This window comes from Sutcliffiella horikoshii, assembly GCF_021991925.1.
In the GTDB taxonomy this organism is placed as follows: Bacteria; Bacillota; Bacilli; order Bacillales; family Bacillaceae_I; genus Sutcliffiella_A; species Sutcliffiella_A horikoshii_F.
On sequence record NZ_RXZI01000001.1, the window covers coordinates 715734 to 734926 of the forward strand.

Consider the following 19193-nt stretch of genomic DNA (forward strand, 5'->3'; position numbering starts at 1 on the left):
CGTTCGTTTTTGGATGCAAAAAACCGAATGGATGTTCGTTTTTTAGTTGCCAAACGAGTTGAAAAAGGGTATAGTAAGAGTAGTTAATAGATACTAATCATTTAGTTTAATAGATAAGAGGAGGAAATTGTGTGAGTGATCGTAAAGCTGCATTGGATATGGCGTTAAAACAGATAGAAAAGCAATTCGGTAAAGGTTCCATCATGAAATTGGGGGAACAAACAGAACGAAAGATTTCCACTATCCCAAGTGGATCGTTGGCATTGGATGTTGCATTAGGTGCTGGCGGATACCCACGAGGAAGAGTGGTAGAAATATATGGTCCAGAATCTTCCGGTAAAACGACTGTTGCCCTTCATGCTATTGCAGAAGTACAGCAACAAGGCGGACAAGCTGCGTTTATTGATGCGGAGCATGCATTGGATCCAGTATATGCGCAAAAACTTGGTGTAAACATTGATGAGCTTCTTCTTTCTCAACCAGACACTGGTGAACAAGCGTTGGAAATCGCAGAAGCACTTGTAAGAAGTGGTGCAGTTGACATTATCGTTGTCGATTCTGTAGCGGCCCTAGTACCTAAAGCGGAAATTGAAGGTGAAATGGGAGACTCTCACGTTGGTCTTCAGGCTCGTTTAATGTCCCAAGCCCTTCGTAAACTCTCTGGTGCCATCAATAAATCAAAAACCATTGCCATCTTTATCAATCAGATTCGTGAAAAAGTAGGGGTTATGTTTGGTAATCCGGAAACGACTCCTGGTGGCCGTGCCCTGAAATTCTATTCTTCCGTGCGACTTGAAGTGCGTCGTGCCGAGCAATTGAAACAAGGACATGATATTGTCGGGAACAAAACAAAAATTAAAGTCGTTAAAAATAAAATCGCTCCTCCTTTCAAAGTTGCTGAAGTGGATATCATGTACGGTGAAGGAATATCCAGAGAAGGTGAAGTAATTGATATGGGATCCGATCTTGATATTGTTCAAAAGAGTGGATCATGGTACTCCTATAATGAAGAAAGATTAGGACAAGGTCGCGAAAATGCGAAACAGTTCCTAAAGGAAAATAAGGATGTTCTAAAAGAAATCCATCAGCAAATCCGTGATCATCATGGATTAGATAAAGAAATCAATGCTCCTGCGGAAGAAGAAATGGATCAAGAAGAATTAGATTTTTAATAAATCCCCCAAGACCCTGTATATCATTACAGGGTCTTGCAGTGTGTAGACAAAGCTTAAAATAATGAAATTTTCTAGTTGATCGCAGTGGAAGGAGCGAAGACTCCTGCGGGAGGAAAGGACATGGAAGACCCCGCAGAGCGTAGCCCGAGGAGGCTTCCGGACTGCCCGCGGAAAGCGAAGCTCCTGCAACGAAGATCAACTTTTCTAACAGATAACATAACTAGTTTATAGTTTGTAAACAGTCTGAGACCCTGTAGTCATTACAGGGTCTTATTGCTTAAAAAGCTTTCATATTTCATTAAAAAACATAAAAAACAGGTTTAGTTTACCAAATTGGCCATATCCTTACCAGGACAGGCTTGACAATAATTTTTCACAGATTTACAATTAGTATGTATAATTTACATTTTGTTAGAATTTTAGAGCTATAAAAAAGCAAAAGCCCTTGAGCTGTATATTGACAAACATTGTTACAATGTACATGCCGACAATGAAATCTAGCAAGAAAAAAGTTCATAGCAAGAGGAGGTGTAATGATGGATTATTATCTGCCAATTATTATCTCCGCTTTGCTTGCCCTAATCGTCGGTGTAGTTGTTGGCTTTTATGTTCGTAAATCCATAGCCGAACAAAAGATTGCTGGCGCGAGAAGTGTCGCGGATCAAATTGTGGAAGATTCCAGACGCGAAGCTGAATCGCTTAAAAAAGAAGCTCTTTTGGAAGCGAAGGACGAAATTCACAAACTTCGAACTGAAGCTGAACGTGATATTCGAGATCGTAGAAGCGAACTGCAAAAACAAGAAAATCGTTTAATGCAAAAAGAAGAGAATCTTGATCGAAAAGATGAATCGCTTGATAAACGTGAAGTTGCATTAGAAAGGCGTGAAGATTCTTTAAACGATAGACAACAGCATATTGAAGAATTAGAAAGCAAAGTGGATGATATGGTGCGCAAACAGCAGGAAGAGCTGGAACGCATTTCAGCATTGACACGAGAAGAAGCCAAGAATATCATTTTGGATCGTGTTGAGAACGAATTGTCCCACGACATTGCTCTGATGGTTAAAGAAAGTGAAAACAGAGCAAAAGAAGATGCGGATAAAAAGGCAAGAGAGATTCTCTCATTAGCCGTACAGCGTTGTGCCGCTGACCATGTGGCTGAAACAACAGTATCCGTCGTTAACTTACCTAATGATGAAATGAAAGGTCGAATCATCGGTCGTGAAGGCCGTAATATTCGTACCCTTGAAACACTTACTGGTATTGATTTAATTATTGATGATACACCAGAGGCAGTTATTTTATCAGGGTTTGACCCGATCAGACGTGAAACTGCACGCATCGCTTTGGATAAGCTGGTCCAAGATGGACGTATTCACCCTGCACGTATTGAGGAAATGGTTGAGAAATCAAGACGTGAAGTGGATGAGTACATTCGTGAAATGGGTGAACAGACTACTTTTGAAGTAGGTGTACACGGTTTACATCCAGATCTTATCAAAATTCTAGGACGTTTGAAGTTCCGTACAAGCTATGGTCAAAATGTTCTTAAACACTCCATGGAAGTAGCATTCCTTGCAGGTCTTATGGCTGCAGAGCTTGGTGAGGATGAAACCCTTGCCCGCCGCGCAGGTCTTTTACATGATATAGGGAAAGCTGTCGACCATGAAGTAGAAGGAAGCCATGTTGAAATTGGTGTAGAGTTGGCAACGAAGTATAAAGAGCATCCAGTTGTCATCAACAGTATCGCATCCCATCATGGTGATACAGAACCGACTTCCATTATCGCGGTCTTGGTTGCTGCAGCTGATGCGTTATCAGCGGCAAGGCCAGGAGCTCGTAGTGAGACGTTGGAAAACTATATCCGTAGACTTGAAAAACTGGAAGAAATCTCAGAGAGCTATGAAGGTGTTGAGAAGTCTTTTGCGATTCAAGCAGGACGTGAAGTACGAATCATGGTGAAACCTGATACCATCGACGATCTAGAAGCTCATCGACTGGCACGGGACATCCGTAAACGCATTGAAGAAGAACTGGATTATCCAGGACATATCAAAGTAACGGTCATCCGTGAAACAAGAGCTGTAGAATATGCTAAATAAAGTGGTGCCTAGCACCGCTTTATTTTTTTTTGCTAAGGCTCTTTTCTCAAAGATAGTTGCTATTCACTAGTAAAAAGTCGGCAATTGGACTTTTTTATTCATTTGAAAGGGAGCTTTTGGGACGGAAATCAACTGGAGTTAATGGAGAAGTGAACAATTATCAGGACAGTCTTTTGTTTATTTGCATCCTCCGCTTACATATGTAAAACTAAAAAGAGAAATTGATTGTTAGAAGGGATTAGTGAACGTGAGAATATTATTTATTGGAGATGTAGTAGGGGCACCAGGGAGAAAAATGGTGAGTGAATACCTACCTAAATTAAAAAGTAAATATAGACCAGCTGTGACCATTGTTAATGGGGAAAATGCTGCAGGAGGAAAAGGTATTACCGAGAAAATCTATCAGGGCTTTTTGAAAGCCGGTGCCAACCTTGTCACTCTTGGTAATCATACATGGGATAACAGGGAGATCTTTGAATTTATTGAAGGGGCCAAACATATGATTCGCCCTGCTAATTTTCCTAGTTCAAATCCAGGAAAAGGGATCGCATACCTTCCATTTGAAGGGAAGGAACTGGCAGTAATCAATCTTCAAGGACGTACATTTTTGCCTCCGATAGATTGCCCATTCAATAAAGTGGATGAACTGGTGGATGAAGCCAGAAAACGTACACCATTTATATTTGTTGACTTTCATGCAGAAGCGACAAGTGAAAAACAAGCAATCGGCTGGTACTTGGATGGAAGGGTGACTGGTGTGGTTGGTACACATACTCATGTACAGACGAATGATTATCGGATTCTCCCGGAAGGTACTGCCTATATTACAGATGTTGGGATGACTGGCCCATATGATGGTATTTTGGGGGTGGAAAAAGAGGCGGTGCTTAAACGCTTCACGACTGCCCTACCTGTAAGATTTGAAGTGACAGAAGGTAGAGCCCAACTAAATGGTGTGCTGATTGATGTGGATATGAAAACAGGCAAAGCTAAGAAAATCCAACCACTCATGATAAATGAAGATCACCCATTCTTTGATTAAAGCAGTAGAATGAATATTTAGATACTTATCTGACTACCTAAGGAATACATCGGGCTTCTCCTGAATATAGTAGGAATGAAATTATTAACAATTCATTCATCTATGGATCTTTCACCATATACTGTAAATGTTAAGGAGGAGCTAGAAATGGAGATATTAAAGGTTTCAGCTAAGTCAAACCCAAATTCTGTAGCAGGGGCTTTAGCAGGGGTTTTAAGAGAGCGTGGAGGTGCCGAGATTCAAGCGATAGGTGCCGGTGCCCTCAATCAAGCTGTGAAGGCGGTCGCCATTGCGCGCGGGTTTGTCGCACCAAGTGGAGTGGATCTGATTTGCATCCCCGCTTTTACGGATATATTAATTGACGGAGAAGAGAGAACGGCAATTAAGCTCATCGTTGAGCCAAGATAAAAAAATAGTTTCTTAAGAAGCCTGTTTGCTTGTTTTTGCAAACAGGTTTGTTTATGGTTATTTCAGTTCTAAGTTAAATATGATACGGGTCAAATCTATAAAATTGGTGTATAGGGATAATGTCAATTGGTAAGACAGTAGTGGAGGGATTGTTTTTGAAAATATTTGATGCCCATTGTGATGTCCTATGGAAAATGTGGGAGAATCGGAAGTTATCTTTTAAAGATAGTGAAGAGTTGCATGTGACCTGGGATGGTTTAAAGCAGACGGATGCGAAAGTGCAGTGTTTTGCGGTATATGTCCCAGAGAAGGTGAGGATGGAATCTGCTTTTAATGTGGCGGTTGAAATGATAGATCTTTTTTATGAGAAGATTTTACGGAGATTTCCTAACATGAAACTGGTAACCACAAAAAAAGAAATAGCTGAATTGAAACCGGGACAGGTTGGTGCCATCTTGACCTTGGAAGGATGCGACGCCATAGGAGCTGATATTGAAAAGCTGCGGATACTGTATCGATTGGGTGTGACTTCCGTCGGTTTGACTTGGAATCATGCAAATGCTGTGGCAGATGGGATCCTAGAAGAAAGAGGTGCAGGCTTATCCTCTTTTGGTCGGAAAGTTGTCAAAATGAACAATGACCATTTTATTTGGACAGATGTTTCCCATTTATCTGTTAAGGGTTTTTGGGATGTGATGGAAGTTGGGGATTATGTGATAGCTTCCCATTCCAATTGCAAGGCTGTGTGTTCCAATCCAAGAAATCTATCAAATGACCAGATTCAAGCGCTCATCCAGAAAAATGCTGCCATTGGGGTGACGTTTGTTCCTCAGTTTTTATCAGATGGAAAGGATGTCAAGATAACCGATATCATCAGACATATAGAGCATTATTGTTCGCTTGGGGCTGTGCACCATATTGGTTTCGGTTCAGACTTTGATGGGATCGATCATACTGTTCATGATTTAGGACGGTACGAAGAGTATTCAAACCTAGTAAACAGTTTATTAAAATACTATTCTGAAACAGATGTCAGGGGATTTTTGTTTAATAATTTCTATTCCAGATTTCCGCGATAATAAGGTGAATACTAGGTTTCTCAAAGGTTTTTGCCGCACTACAGAAATATCCAAATTTTTCGAAAGAAATTTATTCAAAGACTTGTATTTTTAAAAAAATAGGTCTACAATGAAAGCGTTTAGTACATATCCAGCGGTTTTTTATCCGTGTCATGATCTTTATATTTAATAGATAATTTCTAGTTATATGATGGGAATAGTGCTACAATAAATATCGTACAATATTCTGATAATGAACGTAATTAAAGGGGTGTAAGGCACATGATCAATCAACTTTCATGGAAAGTTGGAGGGCAACAAGGGGAAGGTATTGAAAGTACTGGTGAAATATTCTCCATCGCATTAAATCGTTTAGGTTATTACTTATATGGCTATCGCCATTTCTCTTCACGTATTAAAGGTGGCCATACGAACAATAAAATTCGTGTTAGTACCACTCAAGTCCGTTCGATCTCTGACGACCTTGATATATTAGTAGCATTTGATCAAGAGACCATCGATGTGAACTATCATGAATTGCGTCAAGGTGGCGTAGTAATTGCGGATGCCAAGTTCAAACCTAGCATCCCGGAGGATGGGAAGGCAACCTTATATGCAGTTCCATTTACGGAAATTGCTACGGAACTAGGCACTTCATTAATGAAGAACATGGTGGCAGTTGGAGCATCAAGTGCCATTCTGGATCTGGACGCGGAATCCTTCCGTGAAGTCGTCCAGGAAATATTCGGTCGAAAAGGTGAATCCATTGTTGAAAAAAATATGGAAGCAATCCGAGCAGGTGTTCAGTTTGTAAAAGAGCAAGCTGAAAACGTGGAAACCATGCAACTTGAAAAAGCGGATGGCAATAAACGCCTCTTCATGATCGGGAATGACGCCATCGCTTTAGGAGCAGTTGCTGCAGGCTCTCGCTTCATGCCGGCATATCCTATCACTCCTGCTTCTGAAATCATGGAGTATCTAATTAAAAAGCTGCCTAAATTCGGTGGTACTGTCATCCAGACGGAAGATGAAATTGCGGCATGTACAATGGCTATCGGGGCCAACTATGCAGGTGTTCGCACGTTGACTGCATCTGCAGGACCAGGTCTATCTCTTATGATGGAAGCAATCGGGCTATCCGGTATGACAGAAACACCTCTAGTAGTGGTAGATACGCAACGTGGAGGTCCAAGTACTGGCTTACCAACAAAGATTGAACAATCCGACCTTATGGCTATGATCTATGGTACTCATGGGGAAATCCCGAAAGTTGTCATGGCACCAAGTACAGTCCAAGAGGCTTTCTACGATACAATCGAAGCATTTAACATTGCAGAAGAGTATCAAGTACCAGTCATTCTTTTAACTGACTTGCAATTGTCTTTAGGAAAGCAATCTGTTGAATCATTAGATTACAAAAACATCGAGATCAGACGTGGCAAGCTGGATATCAACCAAGAGATACCTGCTTCTGATGTGAAAGCATACTTCAAGCGTTATGAAGTAACGGAAGACGGTGTTTCTCCACGTGTCATCCCAGGCATGAAAAATGGCATTCACCACGTGACCGGGGTAGAGCATGAAGAGACGGGGAAACCTTCTGAGGTTGCAGCAAACCGCCAAGCTCAAATGGACAAGCGTCTAAGAAAATTAAATAATTTAAAATTCAATACACCTGTACATGTGAATGCAAAGCATGAAGAAGCAGATGTATTGCTAGTTGGATTCAACTCGACCCGAGGAACCATTGAAGAAGCGATGGAAAGACTGGAAATGGATGGCGTTAAGGCCAACCATGCACAAATTCGCCTTATTCATCCGTTCCCGACTGAGAAAATGGCACCTCTTGTAAAAGCAGCGAAAAAAGTAATTGTTGTGGAATACAACGCTACAGGTCAGCTTGCCAGTATCTTGAAAATGAATGTCGGCGAGCATGAAAAGATCAGTAGTCTCTTGAAGTATGATGGAGATCCATTCCTACCGAAAGAAATCCACACAAAATGCAAGGAGTTGTTATAAATGGCAACGTTTAAAGATTTTCGTAATAATGTAAAACCTAACTGGTGCCCAGGTTGCGGAGACTTCTCTGTACAAGCTGCCATCCAACGGGCTGCTGCAAATGTTGGTTTAGAGCCAGAAAACCTTGCAGTTGTCTCTGGTATCGGCTGTTCTGGTCGTATTTCAGGTTATATCAACTCTTATGGCTTCCACGGTATCCATGGGCGTTCACTGCCAATTGCACAAGGTGTGAAAATGGCGAATAAGGACCTCACCGTTATCGCTTCTGGTGGAGACGGAGATGGATTTGCCATTGGACTTGGACATACTATTCATGCAATTCGTCGTAACATCGATGTTACATATATTGTAATGGATAACCAAATTTATGGATTGACGAAAGGTCAAACGTCACCGCGTAGTGAAGTGGGCTTTAAAACGAAGTCAACTCCTCAAGGGTCCATCGAGTCTTCACTTTCCGTAATGGAGATGGCGTTGACAGCTGGTGCTACATTTGTTGCCCAAAGCTTCTCAACTGACCTGAAAGATCTAACTTCCTTGATTGAACAAGGAATCAACCATAAAGGATTCTCTTTAATCAACGTGTTTAGTCCATGTGTGACATACAACAAAGTAAACACATACGACTGGTTTAAAGAGAACCTGACTAAATTGGCTGATATTGAAGGATATGACGCTCACAATAAAGTTTCTGCCATGCAGACACTAATGGAGCATAATGGTCTGGTTACAGGTCTGATCTACCAGAACAAAGATCAGCAATCCTATCAAGAGCTAGTGCATAATTACAGTGAAGAACCTCTTGCAAAAGCAGATCTTCAATTGGATGAAGCACAATTTAACGAACTAGTAAAAGAATTCATGTAACAATCAGAAAAAGTCCTGGCATAACTGCCGGGGCTTTTCTCTATTTAAACAGAATTTATTTTAAACAGTTGATATCTGTTTAAAAGTCGCTGGCGGATAGCGAGAATCTTGAAACCCTGCAGGGCGAGGAGGCTCAAAGGCCACCGCAAGAAGAGAAGCCCTCTGCGGAAATCAACTGTAAACCTTAACGGAATTAATAACCAAATGTAAACGCTTACGAAAAAGTTTTAAAAAATCTTATATTTTTTCTCTGACATAATCAGTTGTCCGTCACCAGTGGACAATGCGGTTTACACAAACTCTTATAGATGATACACTCTTACTAGTATTCAAGATTATTAGTTTTTATATTTATAAGGGAGTGTTCTCTGTGAATGGAAAAATGAAGGCGATTGTGAAGCATCATCGTGGATATGGTGCTGAACTTCAGATGATAGATATACCTAAAATTAAAGATGATGAAGTATTGATAAAAGTGAAAGCTACCTCTATTTGTGGGACGGATGTGCATATTTATACATGGGATGAATGGTCCCAAAGTCGTGTAAACCCTCCATATGCATTCGGGCATGAATTTGCGGGGGAAATCGTGGAAGTCGGCGAAAAAGTGACCAATGTACAGTTGGGCGATCAGGTTTCAGCTGAAACTCATATTGTTTGCTATAAGTGTCCACAATGTTTGACAGGTGACTACCACATTTGTAAAGATACGAAAATTATCGGAGTTGACACGCAAGGTTGTTTTGCAGAGTATGTGGCACTTCCTGCGGTAAATGTTTGGAAAAACCCTAAGGATATGCCTTATGATGTGGCCTCTGTCCAGGAGCCGATGGGGAATGCGGTTCATACAGTCCTTGCAGGAGATGTAACAGGGAAATCCGTTGCAGTTATCGGTTGCGGGCCAATCGGAATCATGGCAGTCGGGGTAGCAAAAGCAGCCGGGGCTTCTCAAGTGATTGCCATTGACTTGAACGAGTATCGCTTAGACCTTGCTACAAAAATGGGTGCGACTACCGTTATCAATGCAAAAGAAGCAAACCCTGTCGAAGAAGTAATGGAATTGACAGAAGGGCATGGAGTAGAAGTAGTTTGTGAAATGTCCGGTCATCCTATTGCGATGAACCAAGGTTTCAAAATGATTACAAATGGCGGGAGAGTTTCCATACTGAGCCTGCCTGTCCGTCCGGTGGAGTTGGATATCACTAATGATATCGTGTTCAAAGGCGTTACTGTACAAGGAATTACAGGAAGAAAAATGTATTCAACATGGCAGCAGGTATCAAGTCTTCTTAAATCAGGTCAAGTGGATGTCAAGCCGATGATTACGCATCACTTCCCACTTGAAGATTTCGAAAAAGGCTTTGATTTAATGATTTCAGGTCAATGTGGTAAAGTTGTTTTACACCCATAAAAGAAATTAGGAGGGGTTTATATGAAAGGTTTTGAATACCTACAAGAGGAATTAGATCAAATGAAAGAACAGGGTACTTTTCGTAAATTGGTACCTTTGGAATCTGATCAAGGCTCCAAGGTAGTTATTAATGGAAAAGAAGTGATTCAACTTTCCTCCAATAACTACCTAGGTTTGACAACTCATCCACGCCTGGTTAAAGCAGCTTTGGAAGCAGTTGAGAAATATGGAGCAGGTACAGGTTCAGTGCGTACAATTGCTGGGACTTTTACCATGCATGAACAGCTGGAAGAAAAGCTGGCAAAATTCAAGCATACAGAAGCTTCCCTTGTTTTCCAATCTGGTTTTACTACGAACCAGGGTGTACTTTCTGCTATTCTTTCTCCAGAAGATGTGGTTATTTCTGATGCTTTGAACCATGCTTCGATCATTGACGGTATCCGTCTTACAAAGGCTGCGCGTAAAGTGTACAAGCATGTGGACATGGAGGACCTAGAACGAGCATTGAAAGAATCGGGTGAATACCGCAAGCGTCTTATCGTGACAGATGGTGTCTTTTCTATGGATGGAAATATCGCACCTTTAGATAAGATTGTGGAACTTGCTGAAAAGTATGATGCACTTGTGATGGTGGATGATGCACATGCTTCAGGCGTTCTTGGTGAAAATGGACGTGGTACGGTGAATCATTTTGGTTTGGATGGACGTGTGCACATTCAAGTGGGAACATTAAGTAAGGCTATCGGGGTTCTAGGCGGATATGTAGCAAGCTCCCGTTCCTTGATTGATTATCTCATCCATAAAGGACGTCCGTTCCTATTTAGTACTTCACACCCACCGGCTGTTACAGCGGCATGTGATGAAGCCATTCAAGTATTACTTGAAGAACCCGAACTTATTGAAAAGCTATGGGATAACGCGAAATTCTTTAAAGATGGATTAGTGAAACTTGGCTTTGACACTGGTGAGAGCCAAACACCTGTTACTCCGGTAATTGTGGGAGATGAAGCACTTTCTCATAAATTCTCTGATAAACTATTGAAATACGGGGTCTTTGCACAGGGTATCGCATTCCCGACAGTAGCCAAAGGGATGGCACGTGTACGTACAATCGTGACGGCACAGCACTCAAAAGAAGAGCTTCAAGAAGCATTGGATATCTTTGAAAAAGCTGGTAAAGAGCTTGGAATCATTTCCTAATAGAAGAACAGCAAGAGAGACACGTGATTGAGTGTCTCTCTTGTTATGTGTAAGAAATATGTAGATTTATGTAATCTTCTTCATAATTATTGTTTAAGAAGCCATAAAATAATATACTATGTTAATGTGTAGGGTTTTATGCGCTCTACTTTTTCTGGAAAGGAGCTATCACAATGAATGAGAAACAAAGAGTGGAAGCAGGCCAAGTAGTTGCAGGGAAATCATCGGACAAAAAATCCGAGAAGGATTTCAGCAAATACTTCGAGTCCGTTTATGCACCACCTTCTCTAAAAGACGCGAAGAAGCGCGGAAAAGAAGAAGTTGCTTATCAGGACTTTTCCATTTCTGAGGAGTTTCAAGGTCTTGGGGAAGGTAAGAAATTTTATATACGCACTTATGGCTGTCAAATGAATGAACATGACACAGAAGTGATGGCCGGGATCTTTCTAGCCTTAGGCTATGAACCAACATATACAGTGAATGACGCCGATGTAATCCTATTGAATACCTGTGCAATTCGTGAAAATGCGGAAAACAAGGTGTTTGGTGAACTTGGCCATTTGAAAACTTTAAAAAAATCAAGACCTGGTCTTCTGATTGGTGTATGTGGCTGTATGTCCCAAGAAGAATCAGTGGTAAACAAAATCCTGAAAACTTATCAACAAGTGGACATGATCTTTGGTACCCATAATATTCACCGTCTTCCAAACATTTTAAAGGACGCCTATATGTCCAAAGAAATGGTGATTGAAGTTTGGTCCAAAGAAGGCGATGTTATTGAAAACCTGCCAAAAAACCGTAAAGGTGAAATCAAGGCTTGGGTAAACATCATGTACGGTTGTGATAAATTCTGTACGTACTGTATTGTTCCTTATACCCGTGGAAAAGAGAGAAGCAGACGTCCTGAGGATATCATTCAAGAAGTCCGTCACCTGGCTGCCCAGGGGTATCAAGAAATTACTTTACTTGGACAGAACGTAAACGCATATGGAAAAGATTTTGAGGATATGAAGTATGGTTTAGGGGATTTGATGGATGAAATCCGCAAAATCGATATCCCGCGTATCCGCTTTACTACTAGTCACCCAAGAGATTTTGACGATCGCTTGATAGAAGTGTTGGCTAAAGGAGGCAATTTACTGGATCATATCCATCTTCCGGTCCAATCCGGAAGTTCGGAAGTGTTAAAGTTGATGTCGCGTAAATATGATAGAGAACGTTATCTTGAACTGGTTGGGAAAATTAAAACGGCAATGCCGAACGCTTCCCTGACTACTGACATCATTGTCGGATTCCCAAACGAAACGGAAGAGCAGTTTGAAGAAACGATGTCCCTCTATCGTGAAGTGGAATTTGATACGGCATATACATTTATCTATTCACCTCGTGAGGGTACACCTGCGGCAAAAATGGTAGATAATGTTCCGATGGAAGTGAAGAAAGACCGCCTTCAGCGCCTGAATGCCCTTGTAAATGAAATTTCTGCGAAGAAATTAAAAGAATATGAAGGTCAGGTTGTAGAAGTATTAGTAGAAGGTGAGAGCAAAAAGAATCCGGATGTGTTAGCTGGATATACAGATAAAAGTAAACTAGTCAACTTCAGAGCCCCTAAATCTGTGATCGGGAAAATGGTCAAAGTAAAAGTGGTCAAGGCAAAAACCTGGACATTGGATGGAGAATTGGTCGAAGAAGTTGCAGAAGAAGCACTGGAGGTATAAAAAATGGCGAAATATACAAGAGCAGACATAGTAGAAAGAGCAAAAGAACTGGCACAAATGATTGCAGACACAGAAGAGGTGGAGTACTTCAAGCGTGCAGAAGAACAGATCAATGAGAATCAGAAAATTAAAGAAATGGTTGCAAGTGTGAAAAGCTTACAGAAGCAAGCAGTAAACTTTCAACACTACGGAAAGACAGAAGCATTAAAGAAAACAGAAGCGAAGTTGGATGCACTTTTAGCAGAATTGGATGAGATTCCAATTGTACAAGAATTCAAAACTTCCCAAACGAATGTGAATGACCTTCTTCAATTGGTTTCTTCCTACATCTCCAAAACTGTGACAGATGAAATCATCGTTGCGACTGGTGGAGACGTTCTTCGTGGTGAAACGGGGTCTTACGTAAAAAACACCACATATGGCGGAAGTTGCTCATAATTCCTTAACGAAACGAGAGTTTGCCCATAGTCAAACAGTATGGATGAAGTATCCATACTGTTTTTATAAGATAGTGTATAATACGGTTGATTTCCGATCCAGGCGCTTCCTTGCCTGCGGGCGGTCCGTGAGCCTCCTCACTTCGTTGCTGGGCCTCTCGGGGGAGTAGCGACAATCTTGAGACCCCGCAGGCTTGCCGAGGAGGCTCAAGGTCGCCCCGCGGAAAGCGCAGCCATTTGCGGAAAGCAACAGCGGAGTTAACCAAACAACTAAAGTTATTATTCTGTAAAAAACCGGGCGGTTCTGCCCGGTTTTTTTTGCTCTAAATTCAATAGCCCGTTACTGCTTCGTCTTGATTTTTTCAAAAAATAGGCACATATCCAGAAAAGCTTGCATACAATGAACTATACGTTAATGTGTTAGAAATCATCTTGTTCCGTTTTAGATTCAAGGAAAACACAATTGTCATTTAAACCGCATAGGATGAAATGAAGATTGTAATGAGGAGGGTGTATGCTCGCATGTCTGAATACAGAGAAATTATCACAAGAGCAGTAACTGGCAAGGGTAGAAAGTTTACGCAATCCAAACATACGATAAGTCCCTCGCATCGTCCTACGAGCATTCTAGGATGCTGGGTCATTAATCATACGTATGATGCGAACAAAGTGGATGATACAGTAGAAGTGATAGGTCGCTATGACCTAAACGTTTGGTTCTCTTACAGTGAAAATACGAAAACGGAAGTAGTGACAGAAACAGTTTCCTATAAGGATGTTGTTAAACTGAAATATAAAGATGACAACAGTTTAGGCGATGACCACGAAGTAATCGCACGCGTCCTACAGCAACCAAATTGTTTAGAAGCCAGTATTGATGATTCTGGCGCTAAAATCAATGTACAGGTAGAGAGAGAGTTCCTGACAGAAGTTATCGGGGAAACGAAAGTGACGGTAGAAGTGCATCCAGACACATTAGCGGACGATACGGACTGGGATGTAGATGATGAAGATGAGTTTGAAGATCTCAACCCAGACTTCATCGTCGACGGATACGAGGAATAGAACAAAACCGGGAAGCGGTAATGCTTCCTGGTTTTTTCTTATGCGCAGGTTTTCCCTTCTCACCTCAACCCGACAAAATATGATATAATAAAGCAGCAAAAAACAATAGTTGGGGGATTTTTGATGGCTTCTTATACGCCTATGATACAGCAATATTTACGAGTGAAGGCAGACTATCAAGATGCCTTTTTATTTTTTCGCCTAGGCGACTTTTATGAGATGTTTTTTGAGGATGCAACCAAAGCATCCCAAGTACTTGAAATTACATTAACAAGCCGGGATGGTGGAGGAAAAGAAAGAATACCGATGTGCGGTGTTCCCTACCATTCGGCACCTAATTATATAGATCAATTGATAGAAAAAGGCTACAAAGTGGCTATATGTGAACAGGTCGAGGACCCGAAACAGACAAAAGGGGTCGTAAAAAGAGAAGTGGTCCAATTAATAACTCCGGGAACGGTTATGGAAACAAAAGGTCTTTCTGATAAACAGAACAATTTTTTGACTTCTGTCACTCATTTCGAGGACGAAACTTTTGGCTTGGCATATGCCGACCTTTCCACAGGTGAAATACATACGACGATCATTTCCGGTCCTCTTCAGCAGCTGGTGAATGAAGTGTATTCCATTGGTGCAAAGGAAATTGTTGTTTCGGAGCAATTCCCCATGGATGTATTACAGCTGATAAAGGAAAGAATGATTGTCACCTGCTCCAAGGAGGAAGCGGTGGATATTTCGCCTGAATTTCAACTTATTGTAGATAACATAGAACAAGAAAAGCTATTAATCACAGTGGGCAGGCTGTTGCACTATCTAAAAAAGACCCAGAAGCGCAGTCTGGACCATCTTCAGCCCGCTAGATTCTTTGAGTTGGACCAATCGATGAAGATAGATCTTTTCTCCAAACGGAATCTAGAGTTGACGGAAACCATCCGCTCCAAAGGAAAAAAAGGCTCTTTGCTCTGGCTGTTGGACCAGACTGTTACCGCCATGGGAGGCAGGTTGTTAAAGCAATGGGTGGACAGGCCTTTAATTAATCCGGCAAAAATCGAACAGCGTCATCAAATGGTGGAAACACTCATACAGGAGTATTTTACAAGACAAGAGATAAGGGACTTGTTGAAAGAAGTATATGATCTTGAGAGATTAGCAGGGAGAGTCGCATTTGGTAATGTGAATGCACGGGACCTTGTACAATTACGTAAATCACTTTCCCAGATTCCTCATTTGAAAACACTTGTGGAAAAACTGCCAATAGACCCTGCAAGCATTTTAGACAATATGGATGAGTGCGTAGAGTTGACGACGCTACTGCATGAAAGTCTTATCGAACAGCCATCTATATCGGTCAAAGAGGGCAACATGATGAAAGACGGGTATCATGATGAGCTTGATAAATACAGGGATGCCAGACGGAATGGGAAGACCTGGATAGCGGAGCTCGAGAAAAGGGAACGGGACTTGACGGGGATTCGCTCTTTGAAAATAGGATATAACCGAATTTTTGGTTATTATATTGAAATAACAAAAGCGAATATTTCTTCTCTGCCGGAAGGCCGGTATGAAAGAAAACAGACGCTTGCTAATGCAGAGCGTTATATTACAGAAGAGTTAAAAGAAAAAGAAACCTTAATCCTAGAGGCAGAAGAAAAGATTGTCGCCTTGGAATACGAGCTGTTCCTTCAACTACGCGAAGAAGTAAAGGCCTTTATCCCTAGGTTGCAGAAACTTGCGAAAGCGGTCAGTGAACTAGATGTATTGCAATGTTTTGCCACGATCAGTGAGGAAAGATACTACACGAGGCCTACTTTCAATGAGGAAAGAAAAGTGTATATCACGGAGGGACGCCACCCTGTCGTGGAAAAAGTGATGGACGCCAATGAGTATGTACCAAATGATACGTGGATGGATAAGGAAAGTGAAATGTTACTTATCACAGGGCCTAACATGTCCGGTAAAAGTACGTATATGCGCCAAGTGGCTTTGACGGCTATTCTTGCTCAGATAGGCTGCTTTGTTCCGGCAAAGGAAGCGTCTTTGCCGATTTTTGATCAGATATTTACGAGAATAGGTGCTGCAGATGATTTAATCTCTGGTCAAAGTACATTTATGGTTGAAATGCTTGAAGCAAGAAATGCCATTGTATATGCAACGCAGAACAGCCTGATTCTTTTTGATGAAATAGGGCGTGGTACTTCCACTTATGATGGGATGGCACTCGCGCAAGCCCTTATAGAATATATCCATGATAAGATCGGGGCAAAAACGCTATTTTCTACACATTATCATGAGCTGACCTCGTTAGATAGGGAACTTGACAAGTTAAAGAACATTCATGTCAGTGTCGTAGAACAAAATGGAAAAGTCGTGTTTTTGCATAAGATGAAAGAAGGACCAGCTGATAAGAGTTACGGAATTCATGTAGCAGAATTAGCTGAACTGCCGAAAGAGTTGATTCTTAGAGCGCAATGTATTTTGGAAAAGCTGGAGAGTCAACCTAAAGTGGATCTAAAAGAAGTTGCTTCGGCACAAGAGGCTGTAGAACTAAAAGAACAAGATCCCCTTGCCCAGCTTTCCTTCTTTGACATAGATAATGATGAAAAGCAGATCGAAAGAAAATCCAAGGGAGAGAAACTAGCTCTTGAGAAGCTTAAAAAGATGGAATTACTGGATACAACGCCATTGGATGCACTGAACAAATTATATGAAATTCAAAAACTGTTGAAATCGAAATCGTAGAGGAAGGAGGAAATAGAATGGGGAAAATTGTTCAGTTAGATGAAAGTTTGGCCAATAAAATAGCAGCAGGTGAAGTAGTAGAACGGCCTGCTTCTGTTGTAAAAGAGCTGGTGGAAAACGCGATAGATGCCAATTCCTCCATTATCGAGATTGAACTGGAAGAAGCAGGACTAACAAAAATCCGCGTTTTGGATAATGGCGATGGAATTGAGCAGGACGATTGTCTGACAGCCTTTCAACGTCATGCAACAAGTAAAATAAAGAATGAAAATGACCTATTCCGTATCAGAACATTGGGATTCAGGGGAGAAGCGCTGCCGAGTATCGCGTCTGTTTCTCTGTTTGACATCACAACAAGCACAGGGGATGGTCCAGGCACACACCTGAGCTTCAAAGGTGGAGTGCTCGAAAAGCATGAGCTTTCCAGCAGCAGAAAAGGAACAGACATTGTGGTCCAGCATCTTTTTTTCAATACTCCTGCACGTCTAAAGTATATGAAAACCATCCATACCGAACTTGGAAATATTTCTGATATGGTGAACCGGCTTGCTTTGGCGCACCCATCTATTTCCTTCCGCCTTAGCCATAACGGGAAAAGGATGTTGGCCACAAACGGAAGTGGAGATAGTTTGCATGTTCTTGCTGCAATTTACGGGATGAACATTGCCAAGAAAATGGTCCCGATCCGTTTTGAATCATTGGACTTTCAAGTCAAGGGATATATCGCATTGCCGGAAGTGACAAGAGCTTCCAAGAACTACATTTCCACTATTATAAATGGTCGGTATGTCAAGAACTATACTGTGGTCAGGGCGATCCAGGAGGGGTATCACACCCTTCTTCCAATAGGAAGGTATCCTATTGTTTATTTGGAAGTGGATATGGACCCACTTTTAGTCGATGTCAATGTCCACCCAGCCAAGCTCGAAGTCAGGCTCAGCAAGGAAGATGAACTATACCGACTTATTGCAGATGGCGTCAAGGGAGAATTTCAGCATAAGCAATTGATACCATCCAATATGCCGAGAAAACAAGCCACTTACACTACGGAAGTGAAGCCTACCCAGGAATCATTTCATTTGGAGCAGAGTCGTCCATCTGATATGACTTTCCCTGTCAGAGAGGAAAAACCCACTCTTTTTGAACAAGAAAGGGAAAACGAAGAAAACGCAACAGTGCTGAATGATCCTTCTGCTCCGCTTAAGACTGATGTGGAAAAAGAGTCATTCTTACCCACTGCATCTGATGTTTCCGCGGAAAATGAAGAAGAGGATGCTAACCCTTCTTTTAATGAGGGAGTGGAAGATCGCATAAGGGAGTATACCTCTAAGATAGAGCCGAGGATTCCTGCTCTCTATCCAATTGGACAGATGCACGGGACCTATATTGTGGCTCAGAATGAGAATGGCTTGTATTTAATTGACCAGCATGCCGCACAAGAACGGATCAATTATGAATACTTTTATCAAAAACTCGGAAGGGAAGAGAGAAACCTGCAGGAACTTCTCGTTCCTTTAACCATTGAATGTTCCTTGGAGGAGTATCTTTTCTTGGAAGAAAATATGAAAGTTTTCGAGGAAGTCGGCATATGGCTTGAGCCGTTTGGCCATCAGACTTTCATTGTAAAAGCACATCCGGTTTGGTTCCCTAAAGGCGAAGAGAGGGAAACCATTGATGAAATGATAAGCCTTGTTAAAGACAAAAGAAGAATAAACCTCGCTGTTTTGCGAGAGGAAGCGGCCATTATGATGAGCTGTAAAGCTGCCATCAAAGCGAATCACTATTTGAGACAAGATGAGATCTCCGCTTTATTAAATACATTAAGAGAGGCTGAGAATCCTTTTACTTGCCCGCATGGAAGACCGATTCTCATTCATTTTTCGTCTTATGAGCTGGAAAAGATGTTTAAACGGGTAATGTAAAAACAAAAAAGTTTTTTATCAACAAGGTTG

General features: G+C 41.5%; 14 protein-coding genes. All 14 read left to right on the forward strand.

Features of this window, described 5'->3' with window-relative positions:
* The first annotated feature begins 131 nt into the window (after window positions 1-131).
* The 14 genes from recA to mutL all read left to right on the forward strand — a co-directional run bounded on the left by recA (window position 132) and on the right by mutL (window position 19163).
* On the forward strand, window positions 132-1172 hold the full coding sequence (gene recA / locus EKQ44_RS03475; protein WP_237662144.1) for a recombinase RecA: 1041 nt from the start codon (window positions 132-134) through the stop codon (window positions 1170-1172).
* Window positions 1173-1711: 539 nt separating this feature from the next.
* Window positions 1712-3277 carry a ribonuclease Y gene (rny, locus tag EKQ44_RS03480; RefSeq protein ID WP_237662551.1) on the forward strand — a complete coding sequence of 522 codons (1566 nt, stop codon included), beginning with the start codon at window positions 1712-1714 and terminating at the stop codon, window positions 3275-3277.
* 247 nt (window positions 3278-3524) lie between these two features.
* Complete coding sequence (locus tag EKQ44_RS03485; protein WP_237662145.1) at window positions 3525-4319, forward strand: TIGR00282 family metallophosphoesterase; 795 nt, start codon at window positions 3525-3527, stop codon at window positions 4317-4319.
* A gap of 147 nt (window positions 4320-4466) precedes the next feature.
* Window positions 4467-4727: a stage V sporulation protein SpoVS gene (gene spoVS, locus EKQ44_RS03490; RefSeq protein ID WP_010193268.1), complete on the forward strand. Its 261-nt coding sequence runs from the start codon at window positions 4467-4469 to the stop codon at window positions 4725-4727.
* A 119-nt stretch (window positions 4728-4846) separates the two neighbouring features.
* Window positions 4847-5806 (forward strand): dipeptidase, encoded by a 960-nt coding sequence (locus EKQ44_RS03495; RefSeq protein WP_237662146.1) that lies wholly within the window; start codon window positions 4847-4849, stop codon window positions 5804-5806.
* Window positions 5807-6067: 261 nt separating this feature from the next.
* On the forward strand, window positions 6068-7804 hold the full coding sequence (locus EKQ44_RS03500) for a 2-oxoacid:acceptor oxidoreductase subunit alpha (protein ID WP_331254637.1): 1737 nt from the start codon (window positions 6068-6070) through the stop codon (window positions 7802-7804).
* Window positions 7805-8671, forward strand: coding sequence for a 2-oxoacid:ferredoxin oxidoreductase subunit beta (locus EKQ44_RS03505; RefSeq protein ID WP_237662148.1), 867 nt, complete (start codon window positions 7805-7807; stop codon window positions 8669-8671).
* Between the two features lie 370 nt (window positions 8672-9041).
* Window positions 9042-10082, forward strand: coding sequence for an L-threonine 3-dehydrogenase (gene tdh / locus EKQ44_RS03510; protein ID WP_237662149.1), 1041 nt, complete (start codon window positions 9042-9044; stop codon window positions 10080-10082).
* A 21-nt stretch (window positions 10083-10103) separates the two neighbouring features.
* Window positions 10104-11282, forward strand: coding sequence for a glycine C-acetyltransferase (locus tag EKQ44_RS03515; protein WP_237662150.1), 1179 nt, complete (start codon window positions 10104-10106; stop codon window positions 11280-11282).
* A gap of 173 nt (window positions 11283-11455) precedes the next feature.
* Window positions 11456-13000, forward strand: coding sequence for a tRNA (N6-isopentenyl adenosine(37)-C2)-methylthiotransferase MiaB (gene miaB / locus EKQ44_RS03520; protein ID WP_237662152.1), 1545 nt, complete (start codon window positions 11456-11458; stop codon window positions 12998-13000).
* Window positions 13001-13003: 3 nt separating this feature from the next.
* A complete protein-coding gene (locus EKQ44_RS03525) occupies window positions 13004-13438 on the forward strand; it encodes a YlbF/YmcA family competence regulator (RefSeq protein ID WP_237662154.1) in 435 nt (144 codons plus the stop codon).
* Between the two features lie 521 nt (window positions 13439-13959).
* Window positions 13960-14502, forward strand: coding sequence for an outer spore coat protein CotE (cotE, locus tag EKQ44_RS03530; protein ID WP_237662156.1), 543 nt, complete (start codon window positions 13960-13962; stop codon window positions 14500-14502).
* Window positions 14503-14625: 123 nt separating this feature from the next.
* Window positions 14626-17241, forward strand: a complete 2616-nt coding sequence (mutS, locus tag EKQ44_RS03535) for a DNA mismatch repair protein MutS (RefSeq protein WP_237662158.1) — start codon at window positions 14626-14628, stop codon at window positions 17239-17241.
* A 17-nt stretch (window positions 17242-17258) separates the two neighbouring features.
* On the forward strand, window positions 17259-19163 hold the full coding sequence (gene mutL, locus EKQ44_RS03540; protein WP_237662159.1) for a DNA mismatch repair endonuclease MutL: 1905 nt from the start codon (window positions 17259-17261) through the stop codon (window positions 19161-19163).
* Window positions 19164-19193 lie beyond the last annotated feature (30 nt).